This window comes from Caulobacter sp. CCH9-E1 (assembly GCF_001556515.1).
In the GTDB taxonomy this organism is placed as follows: Bacteria; Pseudomonadota; Alphaproteobacteria; order Caulobacterales; family Caulobacteraceae; genus Caulobacter.
Genome location: NZ_LSJA01000052.1, coordinates 38,973 through 51,526, shown reverse-complemented (window position 1 = coordinate 51,526; position 12,554 = coordinate 38,973). Strand labels below are relative to the sequence as shown.

Annotated in this window: 12 protein-coding genes; 8 read left to right on the top strand and 4 right to left on the bottom strand. The window is 69.7% G+C overall.

All coding sequences use genetic code 11. The features are described from left to right. Positions 1-207: 207 nt before the first annotated feature. The gene (locus AX690_RS02830; RefSeq protein ID WP_066680569.1) at positions 208-1,998 is read left to right on the top strand and encodes a feruloyl-CoA synthase; all 1,791 of its coding nucleotides are present in this window, start codon (positions 208-210) and stop codon (positions 1,996-1,998) included. A gap of 91 nt (positions 1,999-2,089) precedes the next feature. Here the strand turns inward: AX690_RS02830 and AX690_RS02825 are convergent, their stop codons facing one another. After that, complete coding sequence (locus AX690_RS02825; protein WP_066680567.1) at positions 2,090-2,773, bottom strand: lysoplasmalogenase; 684 nt, start codon at positions 2,771-2,773, stop codon at positions 2,090-2,092. A gap of 141 nt (positions 2,774-2,914) precedes the next feature. On the opposite strand from AX690_RS02825, the gene AX690_RS02820 reads away from it, so the two are divergent. Further along, positions 2,915-4,456: an acetolactate synthase large subunit gene (locus AX690_RS02820; protein ID WP_066680571.1), complete on the top strand. Its 1,542-nt coding sequence runs from the start codon at positions 2,915-2,917 to the stop codon at positions 4,454-4,456. Between the two features lie 62 nt (positions 4,457-4,518). Here the strand turns inward: AX690_RS02820 and AX690_RS02815 are convergent, their stop codons facing one another. Further along, positions 4,519-5,871, bottom strand: a complete 1,353-nt coding sequence (locus tag AX690_RS02815; RefSeq protein ID WP_082769464.1) for a hypothetical protein — start codon at positions 5,869-5,871, stop codon at positions 4,519-4,521. A gap of 119 nt (positions 5,872-5,990) precedes the next feature. Here AX690_RS02815 and AX690_RS02810 point away from each other — a divergent pair, with 119 nt between their 5' ends. From AX690_RS02810 to AX690_RS02790, 5 genes are read left to right on the top strand one after another with little or no spacing between them, the layout of a single operon-like run. After that, the gene (locus AX690_RS02810) at positions 5,991-7,088 is read left to right on the top strand and encodes an MBL fold metallo-hydrolase (RefSeq protein WP_066680563.1); all 1,098 of its coding nucleotides are present in this window, start codon (positions 5,991-5,993) and stop codon (positions 7,086-7,088) included. Positions 7,089-7,133: 45 nt separating this feature from the next. Continuing rightward, positions 7,134-7,574 (top strand): MarR family winged helix-turn-helix transcriptional regulator, encoded by a 441-nt coding sequence (locus AX690_RS02805; protein ID WP_066680561.1) that lies wholly within the window; start codon positions 7,134-7,136, stop codon positions 7,572-7,574. A 1-nt stretch (position 7,575) separates the two neighbouring features. Next, complete coding sequence (locus tag AX690_RS02800) at positions 7,576-8,346, top strand: enoyl-CoA hydratase (RefSeq protein ID WP_066680560.1); 771 nt, start codon at positions 7,576-7,578, stop codon at positions 8,344-8,346. 36 nt (positions 8,347-8,382) lie between these two features. Next, positions 8,383-9,354 (top strand): SDR family NAD(P)-dependent oxidoreductase, encoded by a 972-nt coding sequence (locus AX690_RS02795; RefSeq protein ID WP_066680558.1) that lies wholly within the window; start codon positions 8,383-8,385, stop codon positions 9,352-9,354. 14 nt (positions 9,355-9,368) lie between these two features. After that, on the top strand, positions 9,369-10,226 hold the full coding sequence (locus tag AX690_RS02790) for an NAD(P)-dependent oxidoreductase (RefSeq protein ID WP_066680557.1): 858 nt from the start codon (positions 9,369-9,371) through the stop codon (positions 10,224-10,226). A gap of 100 nt (positions 10,227-10,326) precedes the next feature. On the opposite strand, the gene AX690_RS02785 is transcribed toward AX690_RS02790, so the two are convergent. After that, a complete protein-coding gene (locus tag AX690_RS02785; protein ID WP_197426765.1) occupies positions 10,327-10,737 on the bottom strand; it encodes a TfoX/Sxy family protein in 411 nt (136 codons plus the stop codon). Between AX690_RS02785 and AX690_RS02780 the strand changes: the two genes are divergently transcribed. Beyond that, entirely contained in the window at positions 10,679-11,158 is a 480-nt protein-coding gene (locus AX690_RS02780) for a GNAT family N-acetyltransferase (RefSeq protein ID WP_066680556.1), read from the top strand. The genes AX690_RS02785 and AX690_RS02780 overlap by 59 nt on opposite strands. 3 nt (positions 11,159-11,161) lie before the next feature. On the opposite strand, the gene AX690_RS02775 is transcribed toward AX690_RS02780, so the two are convergent. After that, positions 11,162-12,421 carry an MFS transporter gene (locus tag AX690_RS02775; RefSeq protein WP_066680554.1) on the bottom strand — a complete coding sequence of 420 codons (1,260 nt, stop codon included), beginning with the start codon at positions 12,419-12,421 and terminating at the stop codon, positions 11,162-11,164. Positions 12,422-12,554 lie beyond the last annotated feature (133 nt).

Sequence of the window (12,554 nt, the reverse complement as noted above, 5' to 3'; positions counted from 1 at the left end):
AAACCCCGCGCGTCGAAGGCTCACCGGATAACGGCTGCGCGGAGCGTCTAGGCTTTCGTCGAAACGGTAATCACTACTCACACTCCGGACGAACGTCCGGGCGCTCCGCAGCCCCTTCCATCCCTTCAGCGAGCGATCGCGTGAAGCGGCGAAGTCGTGTGTTCGCGGCAATTGAACGCCCGTATGACCCGCGACATAACTAGGCCTATGAACGCGCCCCACACCGCTCCCTTCCGCGACGCCCGCTACGCCCCTCGCGCGCTGGAGGTCGAGCAGGCGGGCGAGACGCTGATCCTGCGCAATCCCAACCCCTATTCGGACGCCGTGCGGACCACGACTGAGCCCCTGGCCCGCTGGGCGGCCGAGACGCCGGAGCGGATTTGGTTGGCCGAGCGGATTCCCGGCGCGGAAGGCTGGCGGACGGTCACCTATGGCGAGGCCAAGGACCAGATCGAGGCCCTGACCGGCGGCCTGGCGGACCTGGGCCTGCAACGCGGCCAGCCGCTGCTGATCCTGGCCCGCAACGGGATCGACCACGCCCTGATCGCCTACGCCGCCATGAGCCTGGGCGCGCCGGCCGCGCCGGTCTCGCCGCAGTATGGCCTGAAGGGCGCGGATCTGACGCGGCTCCAGCACGCCGTCGAACGCTTGAAGCCCGCCGCCGTCTATGCCGACGACGCCGAGGCGTTCGGCGAGGCCCTGGCCGCGCCGTTCCTGGCCGGCCTGCCCGTGATCGTCAGCCGCAACGCCCGCCCGGGCGACACCGCCTTCGCCGACCTTCTGAAGAGCGCGCCCCGCGCCCCGGCCGCCCGGCCGGACGACATCGCCAAGCTGCTGCTGACCTCGGGCTCGACCGGCAAACCGAAGGCGGTGCTGTGCACCCACGCCAACATCGCCTTGAACGCCGCCCAGATCGAGGCGTGCTACGCCGATCCAGAGCCGCCGGTGCTGGTCAACTCCGCCCCCTGGAGCCACAGCCTGGGCGCCAACGCCATCCTGCACATGGTGCTGCACCGGGGCGGCACGCTCCATATCGACGCCGGCCAGCCGGTCCCCGGCCGCTTCGACGAGACGGTGCGGAACCTGCGCGAGGTGGCCACCACCTATCACAACATGGTTCCCGCCGGCTGGGGCATGCTGATCGGCGAGCTGGAGCGCGACGAGGCCCTGGCGGCGAAGTTCTTCGAGAAGGTCCGGGTGCTGCAGTACGGCGGCGCGTCGATGGCCCAGTCGATCCTCGACCGCGTCCAGGCCGTGGCGGTGAAGACGATCGGCGAGCGGATCACCTTCGCCGCCGGCTATGGCGCGACCGAGACGGGGCCGACGGCCTGCAACATCCACTGGCTGAACGCCCGGTCGGGCATGATCGGCCTGCCGACGCCGGGCACGGCGGTGAAGCTGGTCCCCGCGGGCGAGGGCGGCAAGTTCGAGATCCGCGTGAAGGGGCCGCAGGTCTCGCCGGGCTATCTGGACCAGCCGGAAGCCACGGCCCAGGCCTTCGACGAGGACGGCTTCTATCGGCTCGGCGACGCGGCGCGGCTGGCCGATCCGGAGGCCCCCTCGGCGGGTCTCGTCTTCGACGGGCGTCTGGTCGAGAACTTCAAGCTGGCCAGCGGCGCCTTCGTCGCGGCCGGGGCGCTGCGTGTGGCGGTGGTCTCGGCGCTGGGGGGTCTCGTCTCCGACGCCATCGTCTGCGGCGAGGGGCGCGAGGGAATCGGCCTGATGCTGTTCCTCGACGCCAAGGCCTGTGGGCGGCTGGGGGATGATGCGGCCGTACGGGCGGCGATCGCCGAACGGCTGACGGCCTACAACCAGCAGGCCAAGGGCGGGACAGGTCGGATCGCCCGGGCCCTGGTCCTCGACGGGGCGCCCGACGCGGCCAGCGGCGAGCTGACCGACAAGGGCTACATCAACCAGGCCCTGGCCCGCGAGCGCCGGCCGACCGAGCTGGAGCGGCTGTTCGCGGCGGCGCCGGATGAGGGAATTCTCGTTTTCTAAGCCGACTTCCCCGGCGAATGCCGGGGCCCAGATCGAACCCGCCAACTTGGGAGAGATCGTTCGGATCGGAGAGCGCGAACACTCCAGCCGCTCAGGCTGGATCTGGGCCCCGGCATTCGCCGGGGAGGTCGGAAGGAGAAGTGAGCGCGCGAGTCACGCCCAGGCAGATCAGCAGCTGGCCGGCGTAGTACAGCCCCCACACCGCCAAGCCGGTGGCGAAGGTTTCCGGCAGCAGGCCGCCGCGGGCGAAGATCAACAGGTCGGAGATCACGAACATCAGGGCGCCCAGGGCGACCTGACCGCGCGGAAAGCGGCTCAGCCAGGCGGAGGCGGCCATCGCGGAAAGACCGGTGGCGTACAGCGCCACGCCCGGCGCGCCGGCCCGGTCGGCGGGCAGGTGGAAGGCGACGCCGACGACCACGGGGATGAAGGCGGCGGCCGCCAGCAAGGCCGGGATCGAGGCCCCTCGCCGGTTACGGGCATAGAGGACGATCGCCGTGAGATGGCCGGCCAGGAAGGCCAGGGCCCCGATGGTCAGGCCCGAGGTCACCAGCAGCACGTCGCCCAGCGCGCCCAGGGCCATCACCGCCGTCAGCAGCCAGCCGTCGGTCGAGCGCGCCTTCAGGCCCGCATAGACCGCCAGCAGGCCGACGCCCGCGCCTTTCCAAAGCACCTCGGCCGGCGTCGACAACGACAGGCCCCAACTGGCGACATAACTGACGCCTCCAATGATCGAGGCGATCAGCGCCCAACGCGCCAGGCTGCCCTGCGACATGATCCGTTTCCCCCTCAGCACGGCTCGCCCTGTCGGCGATGCTCGCGGCCGCCACGATGCCTCGCCGCGGCTTGGTCGCGCAATGGTGTTGCGTGACTTGGCGGAAATGTCGGAAGGATGGGCGACGGTACGGAGAAGACCATGAACGGCGCGGACGCCCTGATCACCACCCTGGCCGACAACGGCGTCACCGCCTGTTTCGCCAACCCCGGCACCAGCGAGATGCAGTTCGTCTCGGCCCTGGATCGCGAGCCGCGCATGCGCAGCGTGCTCTGCCTGTTCGAGGGTGTCGCGACCGGCGCCGCCGACGGCTATGGCCGCATGGCCGGCAAGCCCGCCTGCACCCTGCTGCACCTGGGACCCGGCTACGCCAACGGCGCGGCCAACCTGCACAACGCCCGGCGGGCGTTCACGCCGGTGGTCAACGTGATCGGCGACCACGCCACCTATCATCGCGGCTTTGACGCGCCGCTGAACAGCGACATCGCCGCCCTGGCCGCGCCGAATTCGATCTGGGTCAAGTCGGCCGAAAGCGCCGACAGCGTCGGGCCCCTGGCCGCCGAGGCGATCGTCGCCAGCTATGGAACGCCCGGCGGCGGCGCCTGCCTGATCCTGCCGGCCGACGCGGCCTGGAACGAGGCGACCGTGAAGGGGCCGATCGTGACGCCGCCCGCCTTCGCCGCGCCGGACCCCGCCGCCGTCGAAGCCGCGACCAAGGCTCTGGGGTTCGCCAAGAAGCCGGTCCTGCTGCTGGGCTCGGGCGCTTGCGGCGAGGCCGCGCTGGCCGCCGCCGGGCGCCTCGCCGCCCACGGCGTCCGGGTGCTGACCGACACCTTCACCGCCCGCCAGGCGCGGGGCGAGGGGCGGTTCCGTCCCGACAAGCTGCCCTATTTCGCCGAGCAGGCCCTGAAGGACCTCGACGGCGTCGACCTGATGATCCTGGTCTCGACCCAGCGACCGGTCGCCTTCTTCGCCTATCCCGACCGCCCCAGCGTGCTGACGCCCGAGGGCTGCTCGGTCGAAACCCTGTGCGGCCGCGAGGTCGACGCGACGGCGGCGCTGACGGCGCTGGCGGATGCGGTCGGCGCGCCGGCGCAGGCGACGGTCGAGACCTACGCGGCGCCCGACGCTCCCTCGGGGCGACTGGACGCCTGGGCGATCGGCGCTTCGGTGGCGCGCCACATGCCGACGGACGCCGTGATCTCGGACGACGCGGTGACGGCGGGCCTGCCGATCTTCACCCAGACCCGCGGCGCGCGAGCCCATGACTGGCTGTCCCTGACCGGCGGCGCGATCGGCCAGGGCATCCCGCTGGCGATCGGCGCGGCGGTGGCCTGTCCGGACCGCAAGGTCCTGACCCTGACCGGCGACGGCGCGGGCATGTACACGGTGCAGGGACTCTGGACGATCGTGCGCGAGAAGCTCGACGTCACGGTCGTCGTCTTCGCCAACCACGCCTACCGGATCCTCGGCATCGAGCTGGGGCGGACGGGGGCGGGCAATCCCGGACCGGCGGCCTCGAAGCTTCTGGATCTCGGCGATCCGCGCATCGACTGGGTCCAGATGGCCCAGGGCATGGGCATGGCCGCCGAGCGCGCCGAGACGGCGGAGGCCTTCGACGAGGCGTTCGCCCGGGCGATGGCGACGCCGGGGCCCCGGCTGATCGAAGCGGCGATGGGCTAAAAGAAAAGGCCCGCCGGGATCGCTCCCGGCGGGCCTTCCTCATTCAGGCTGGAGGGCTGGGATCAGCCCTTGACCTTGTTGGTCGGCAGCTTGCAGCCGCCGCCGATGCCCTTGGCCTGCACGCAGGACAGGAACTCCTTGGCGGCCGGCTTGGCGACGCCGATCGGATAGCCCAGCACCCAGCCCGGCAGGCCGTCCGAGCACGCCACTTCGACGAAGCCTTCGGTCTCGGTCGCGCCGATGATGCGGGCGTCCGAAACGGTGCACGAGGACTTGTTGAAGCCGACCAGGTCCTTGGTCAGGCGAGCGAACTGCGTGTCCTTCTTGGTGAACGAGCAGCGGTAGCCGTTCAGCTCGGCGGTGACGCAGTCAAAGACCTTGCCGTCGGCGGCGGTGAAGACGGCGATGCCGCCGACGTCGCTGCCCTTGCACTTCAGCTCGACGACTTCCTTCTTCGGGTCGTTGGTCGGCAGCATGCCGTACTTCTCGACGTCGCAGGGGAAGCCGGCCTTGGTCGCGAGCTTGGTGTAGAAGCCCGCCTGCTCGGTCTGGGCCGCGACGGCGTCGGTCATGGTGCAGCCGCCGCCGACGAAGCCGGCCTGGGCGCAGGGGATCGAGCGGGCGAAGGCGCCGGTGGCCGCCGTCTGCTGATAGACGTAGCCCTTGCCGTCCTGGCAGGCGACTTCGAAGTAGTTGTCGCTCTTGGTGCTGAGCACGTAGCGGCGATCCTTGATCGCGCAGTTGGTGTTCGCCGCGCTGTTCAGGGTGTCGACCACGTTCAGCTGGGTCTGACGGGTGGTCAGCTTGCAGCTGACGTTGCCGCCTTCTTCGTAGAGCAGGCAGCTGTTGACCGAGACGTCGCCGTTGATGTTCAGCGGCGCGACGGTCTGGACGATGTAGCCCGAGCCGCCCTTACAGGCGACTTCGAAGTACGAGTTCTTGGCGCCCGAGCCGATGGCGCGGGTGTTCTCGATATCGCAGCTCACGCCGCCCTTCTTGACGTAGGGCGCCAGGGCCGCGCCCTGGTTGGCGTTGCCGGGCAGGATACAGGCCAGGCCGCCGACCTTGCCGTCCGGACCCGGCTGGCTCGATTCGAGGCAGGTGTAGACCTGCGGCGCGGCGTCCTTCTTGGCGATCGCCGCGAAGCCCATGCCTTCGCTACAGGCGACTTCGTAGTACTTGGCGCCGGCCTTCTTGTCCTCGCCGATGAAGCGGGCGTCCGAAACCGTGCAGCCCGCGCCGCTGGCCTGGATGACGGCCGGGGCTTCTTTCATGCCGATCTCGCGCGCCTTGGCGTCGATGGCGGCGGGCTTGCCCTTCTCTTCCTTCGGCGCCGAAATGACGGCGGCCGGCACGAGAATGGCGACCGCGAGGGCGGCCGACAGGCCGATCGCGAAAGGCCTCATGGGAAACATCTCCTGGGTGGATTCCTCGCGCGGACATAAGCGCGTGCTTGCATCGGGGGTCAAGATACCGTCCGACATAGGCGCGATCTTGACGGCCCTCGCGGGCAAAAAATGGGTTAGGGGACGGAATGCGCGACGGGTTCGAGGACGAGGCGGGCGGCGAGGCCGAAGCGCCCAAGAAGGCTGGGCGCCTGGTCTATCCGTTCGAGACGGCGCCGGAGCAGGGCTCGGGCGAAGCGGTCGAGGTCGCTCCGGGCGTGCTTTGGCTGCGCATGCCGCTGGGCGGGTCGCTGCAGTTCATCAATGTCTGGGCGATCGAGGATGGCGAGGGCTGGGCGATCGTCGACACCGGCGTGCAGACGCGCGAGACCAGCCAGGCCTGGCGCGCGGCCTTCGCGGGGGCCATGGGCGGTCGGCCGATCACTCGGGTCATCGTCACCCATCTGCATCCTGACCATATCGGCCTGGCGGGCTGGATCACGCGCAAGTTTGACTGCCGCCTCTGGATGACGCGGCTGGAGTACTTCCAGTGCCGGATGCTGGTGGCCGACACCGGCCGCGAGGCGCCCGAGGACGGCGTGAAGTTCTTCCGCGCCGCCGGCTGGGACGAGGACGCGATCGAGAACTACAAGGCCCGCTTCGGCGGCTTCGGCAAGGCGATCTACGCCCTGCCCGACAGCTATCGTCGCCTGACCGACGGCGAGCATTTCGAGATCGGCGGCCGGACCTGGACGGTCGTCACGGGGCAGGGGCACTCGCCCGACCACGCCTGCCTCTGGTGCCCTGAATTGAACATCCTGATCTCGGGCGACCAGGTGCTGCCGCGCATCTCGTCGAACGTCTCGGTGTTCCCGACCGAGCCGGACGCCGACCCGCTGAGCGACTGGCTGCGCTCCCTGGCCAAGGTCAAGGCGACGGTTCCAGACGATGTGATCGTCCTGCCGGCCCACAACGATCCGTTCGAAGGGCTGCACACGCGGATCGACGGCCTGATCTCGGGGCACGAGCGCGGACTGGCGCGGCTGGAGAAGAAGCTGGCCGAGCCCAAGCGGGTGGTCGACACCTTCGGCGCGCTGTTCGCCCGGCCGATCGGTCCGGACCTCTTGGGCATGGCGACGGGCGAGGCGCTGGCGCACCTCAACTGCCTGATCCGCCGCGGCCGGATCGAGCGCACGACCGACGGCGAGGGCGTCGCGTGGTACGCGGCGATTTCTAGCGAAGACTAAAAACGCACGTTTGACATTTCGCGTGCGAAGCATGACGCTTGGCCCATGCCTGTCGCGCAAGACCGCCGCCTGATCTTCCTGCTCAACGCCGGCCATCGGCGCGTGCAGCGCTGGCTGGAAGCCAGGATGGCGGCGAAGGGCGGTCTGACCGCGGCGCAGTCGGGCGTGCTGTTCTATCTCGGCGAGCGCGACGGGGCCTTGATCGGCGAGGCGGCGGACGCTCTTGACTTGGCGCCCTCGGCCATGACCGGCCTGATCGACCGCATGACCAAGGCCGGGCTGGTCGAGCGCCGCGCGGACTCCAAGGATGGCCGAGCCATGCGCCTGCACCTGACCGACAGGGGCCACGCGGCGCGGGAAGAGGCCAAGGCTGGCCTTCAGGGGATCAAGGCCCAGCTGGTCGAAGGCTTCACGGAAGACGAAATCGACGTGGTCGCGCGCTGGCTGGCCAGCCTGCAGACCAAGTTCCCCAAGGGAGACGCCTGACATGACGGACCTCGTAAAGGTTGAGATCGACGCGGGGGTGATGACCCTCACCCTGGCGCGATCGGAGAAGAAGAACGCCCTCTCGAACGCCATGTACGGCGCGCTGGCCGACGGCCTGGAGCGCGCGGAGAAGGACCCGGCGATCCGCGTCGTGGTCTTTCAGGCCGACGGCGACAGCTTCACCGCGGGCAACGACCTGCAGGACTTCGCGGCCCAGGCCACCGGCAGCTTCACGGGCGAGCGCCACGTGTGGCGGTTCCTGAAGGCCCTGGCCCACGCCACACGGCCGCTGGTCGCCGCCGTGCAGGGACAGGCGGTCGGCGTCGGCACGACCATGCTGCTGCATTGCGACCTCGTCTATGTGACGCCGGACGCGCGGCTGACCGTGCCGTTCGTCAACCTGGCCCTAGTGCCGGAAGCCGCCTCCAGCTGGCTGCTGCCCGCCCGGATCGGCCACGCCCGCGCCTACGCCATGTTCGCCCTGGGCGAGGCGGTGGATGGGGCCACGGCCGTGGCCTGGGGCCTCGCCAACGCCGCAGTCGAGGCCAGCGAGCTGCGGACCAGGGCGCGCGCCGCCGCCGACCAGCTGGCCAAGCGTCCGCTGGGCGCCCTGACCACCACCAAGCGCCTCATGCGCGACGCCGAGAAGATCGCCGCCCTGATGGACGTCGAAGGCGCCGAGTTCGCCGCCCGCCTGCAGACCGCCGAGGCGCGCGAGGCGTTCATGGCCTTCATGGAACGCAGGCCTGCGGACTTCACGAAGGTGGGCTAAGCTCTCCCCGCAACAGCACGATCTGGGAGGATCGCCATGGCGGATCGGATCACCTCGCCCTTCGGGGCCAAGTCGACGGCGCGCGAGGTGGCTGCGGGCCATGACCTTTCCGGCAAGGTGGCGATCGTCACGGGCGCGGCCACCGGCATCGGGGTCGAGACGGCGCGGGCCCTGGCAGACGCCGGCGCGGAAGTCATCATCGCCGCCCGCAAGCCGGAGCTGGGCGAGGAGGTCGCCAACCAGATCAACGAAGAGGTCGGCATGAAGCGGGTCAGCTTCGGCATGCTGGACCTCTCCAGCCTGGAAGCCGTCCGCCACTTCGCCCATCGCTGGGGCGACCGCCGCCTGAACCTGCTGATCAACAACGCCGGCGTCATGGCCTGCCCGCTGTCGCGCACGGTCGACGGGTTGGAGATGCAGATCGGCACGAACCACTTCGGCCACTTCCTGCTGTCGGTGCTGCTGGCCCCGAACCTGGTCGACGGGGCCGAGCACTCCGGCCATCGCTCGCGGCTGGTGTCGCTGTCCTCGATTGGCCATCGCCGCTCGCCCGTGAACTTCGAGGACCCGAACTACCTGACCCGGCCCTACGACAAGTGGGAGGCCTACGGCCAGGCCAAGACGGCCAACAGCCTGTTCGCGGTCGGCTTCGACAAGCGGTTCAGGGACAAGGGCGTCAACGCCAACGCCGTCATGCCCGGCGGCATCATGACCCCGCTGCAACGCCACCTGCCGATCGAGGAACAGCGCGCGCTCGGCTGGCTGGACGAGAACGACCAACCGCGCGAGGGCTTCAAGACGACCGAGCAGGGCGCGGCCACCAGCGTCTGGGCCGCGGTTGGCGACGAACTGGAAGGCGTTGGCGGTCTCTATCTCGAGGATTGCAATCAGGCGGTCCCGTGGAGCAAGGAACAGCCGTGGGTCGGCGTCATGCCCCACGCCCTCGATCCCGAGGCGGCCGAGCGGCTGTGGGCGCTTTCGGTCGAGACCACCGGCGCCGACGCCTGAAGCGGAGACAAGCCATGAGCCTCAAGGGCAAGACCCTGTTCGTCACCGGCGCCTCGCGCGGCATCGGCCTGGCCATCGCCCTGCGCGCCGCGCGCGACGGCGCCAATGTCGTGGTCGCGGCCAAGACCGCCGAGGCGCATCCCAAGCTGCCGGGCACCGTCTACACCGCCGCCGCCGAGATCGAGGCCGCCGGCGGCAAGGCCTTGCCGCTGGTCGTCGACGTCCGTGACGAGGCCAATGTCCAGGAAGCGGTCGAGAAGGCCGTCGCCACGTTCGGCGGGATCGACATCTGCGTGAACAACGCGTCGGCCATCTCGCTGACCGGCACGCTGTCGACCGACATGAAGCGCTACGACCTGATGCACCAGATCAATACGCGCGGCACGTTCCTGACCACCAAGGCCTGCATCCCGTACCTGAAGAAGGCCGAGAACCCGCACGTCCTGATGCTGTCGCCGCCGCTGGACATGTCGCCGCGCTGGTTCGGGCCGCACGTGGCCTACACCATGGCCAAGTTCGGCATGTCGATGTGCGTGCTGGGCATGGCCGAGGAGTTCAAGAGCGACGGCATCGCCTTCAATGCTCTCTGGCCCCGCACCGGCATCGCCACCGCCGCCATCCAGTTCGCCCTGGCCGGCGAGGAAGGGCTGCGCCATTGCCGTACGCCCGAGATCATGGCCGACGCGGCCTATGCGATCTTCAACAAGCCTTCGCGCGACTTCTCGGGCCAGTTCCTGATCGACGACACCTTCCTGTACGGCGAGGGGGTCCGCGACTTCGATCACTACAAGGTCGATCCGACCGCCGCCCTGATGCCGGACTTCTTCGTGCCCGAGGACAGCGTCCCGCCGCCGGGGGTCAAGATCGGTTGATTTGAACCCTCTCCCAGAGGGAGAGGAGGGACCCGCCGCGAAGCGGTGGGAGGTGAGGGGTTTCGCCGGTCGACGTCTGACCCCTCTCCCTCCCACGCTTTCAGCGCGGGCCCCGCCCTCTCCCCTTGGGAGAGGGTTTTTTAGCGGCCACCTTGAGCGACTTCCGCGCCCAGTCCAGCAGGATGTCTTGGTCGTCCAACGCCTCCGTCGGGGCGGTCCAGTAGCTCATCGGCTTGTCGGCGCCGAACGGGGCGAAGGCGTGGCAGCCGGCGGCCTCGAACTCCGGCTTCAGCGAATCGTCGCCTTTCAGGTAGAGGACATCGTCGTCGATCAGGGCGAAGAACAGGCCGTTGGCGTAGATCCCGACGCCGCCGAACATCCGGCGGGCGGTGACCTGGCCCAGTGGCGCCAATTGCTCCAGAACGAAGTCCCGATAGTCCGCAGAGACCGCCATGCCCGTTAGTGTCCGCCCCGCCACGCCCGCCGACGCGGCGCTGATCCACCAATTCATCCTCGATCTGGCCGAGTATGAAAAGCTGCTCGACACGGTCGAGGCGACGCAAGCCGACACCGAGGCGGCGCTGTTCGGCGCCCAGCCGCGCGCCTTCGCCGACATCGCCGAGCTGGACGGCGAGCCGGTCGGCTTCGCCCTGTGGTTCTACAACTACTCGACCTTCGTCGGCCGCCACGGGATCTATCTGGAGGACCTGTTCGTCCGGCCCGCCGCGCGAGGCGCGGGGGCGGGCAAGGCGCTGCTGGCCAACCTCGCCAGGCGCTGCGTCGACGAGGGCCTCGGCCGCCTGGAGTGGTCGGTGCTCGACTGGAACGCGCCGTCGATCGCCTTCTACGACAGCCTCGGCGCGGCCTCGATGGACGAGTGGATCATCCGCCGGCTCACCGGCGAGGCGCTGCGTAAGCTGGCTGGCGGGTGACGCCTATTCCAGCTGGTCGGCCTTGCGCAGGTCGGGGAACAGGAAGGCCCAAAGCCCGGTGACGGCCATGGCCCCCACGCCGCCGAACACCGCCGCGCCCACCGGGCCCAGCAGCCAGGCCGCCGCGCCGCTCTCGACCTCGCCGAGCTCGTTGGAGGCGCTGATGAACACGCCCGAGACGGCGGCGACGCGGCCGCGCATGGCGTCGGGCGTCACGATCTGGACCAGGGTCTGGCGGACATAGACCGACAGCATGTCGGCGCCGCCCAGCACCGCGAGCGCCGCCACCGACAGCCACTCCACCTTGGACAGGCCGAAGATCACGGTCGCCAGGCCGAAGACGGCGACGCCCGAGAACATGATCAGGCCGGCGTTGCGGCGGATCGGGTTGGCGGCGAGATAGAGGCCGACCAGGGTGGCTCCGATCGCGGGCGAGGCGCGCAGCAGGCCAAAGCCGCCGGGACCGATGTGCAGGACGTCCTTGGCGAACACCGGCAGCAGGGCGGTGGCCCCGCCCAGGATCACCGCGAACAGGTCCAGCGAGATCGAGCCGAACACGATCTTGTTGTTCCAGACGTAGGACAGGCCCTCCTTGATCAGCTCCATGCGCGAGCCAGGCTGCTGCTCGGGCTTGGTGGTCTTGCGGATCAGCAGGGCCAGAGAGGCGGCCGTCAGGTACAGGCCGAACGACGCGCCGAACGCCAGGGCCGGGGAGTGGATCAGCAGCAGGCCGCCCAGGGCGGGGCCGACGATCGAGCCGGCCTGCCAGGACAGCGAGTTCCAGGCGATGGCGCGCGGCAGCAGGGGGCGCGGCACCAGCATCGGGCCCATGGCGCTGCTGGCCGGCGACAGGAACGCGCGGCTGGCCCCGAACATCACCGAGATCGCGAAGATCGGCCACAGCTGGTGCGAGCCCATCAGGGCCAGGACCAGAAGGACGCCGGCGCTGACGGCGTCCAGGGCCAGGGTCGCGGCGACGATCAGCTTGCGGGTCCGGCGGTCCGCCGTCTCGCCGGCGACCAAGGTCAGCAGGAACAGCGGCAGGAACTGCGCCAGGCCGATCATGCTGACCATGAAGGCCGACTCGCCAACCGACTTGGTCATGCGGGCGATCGCGTAGACCTGCCATCCCAGGGCCACCGACTGGATCTGCACGCCCAGGGTCGAGCTGAACCGCGCCACCCAGAACAGGAGGAAGTCACGCTCCCGCAACAAGGCGCGGGTAGACGTGTCGGCGGCGTCGGCTGAGGCGGGATCGGACATTGGGTCGCAACATAGGGCGAAGCTCCGAGGCCGCAACGTTGTTGACCTGGAAAAGTCTTGGCCCTACAGCGCGCGCACCAATTGGAGCCTTTGGAGCGTGGCGAAGCCGCGATCCTAACCACGAGGGAAGCCA

Coding starts and splice junctions, on each gene's coding strand:
- AX690_RS02830 (WP_066680569.1), top strand. CDS start 208: ATGAACGCGCCCCACACCGCTCCCTTCCGCGACGCCCGCTACGCCCCT.
- AX690_RS02825 (WP_066680567.1), bottom strand. CDS start 2,773: ATGTCGCAGGGCAGCCTGGCGCGTTGGGCGCTGATCGCCTCGATCATT.
- AX690_RS02820 (WP_066680571.1), top strand. CDS start 2,915: ATGAACGGCGCGGACGCCCTGATCACCACCCTGGCCGACAACGGCGTC.
- AX690_RS02815 (WP_082769464.1), bottom strand. CDS start 5,871: ATGTTTCCCATGAGGCCTTTCGCGATCGGCCTGTCGGCCGCCCTCGCG.
- AX690_RS02810 (WP_066680563.1), top strand. CDS start 5,991: ATGCGCGACGGGTTCGAGGACGAGGCGGGCGGCGAGGCCGAAGCGCCC.
- AX690_RS02805 (WP_066680561.1), top strand. CDS start 7,134: ATGCCTGTCGCGCAAGACCGCCGCCTGATCTTCCTGCTCAACGCCGGC.
- AX690_RS02800 (WP_066680560.1), top strand. CDS start 7,576: ATGACGGACCTCGTAAAGGTTGAGATCGACGCGGGGGTGATGACCCTC.
- AX690_RS02795 (WP_066680558.1), top strand. CDS start 8,383: ATGGCGGATCGGATCACCTCGCCCTTCGGGGCCAAGTCGACGGCGCGC.
- AX690_RS02790 (WP_066680557.1), top strand. CDS start 9,369: ATGAGCCTCAAGGGCAAGACCCTGTTCGTCACCGGCGCCTCGCGCGGC.
- AX690_RS02780 (WP_066680556.1), top strand. CDS start 10,679: ATGCCCGTTAGTGTCCGCCCCGCCACGCCCGCCGACGCGGCGCTGATC.
- AX690_RS02785 (WP_197426765.1), bottom strand. CDS start 10,737: ATGAATTGGTGGATCAGCGCCGCGTCGGCGGGCGTGGCGGGGCGGACA.
- AX690_RS02775 (WP_066680554.1), bottom strand. CDS start 12,421: ATGTCCGATCCCGCCTCAGCCGACGCCGCCGACACGTCTACCCGCGCC.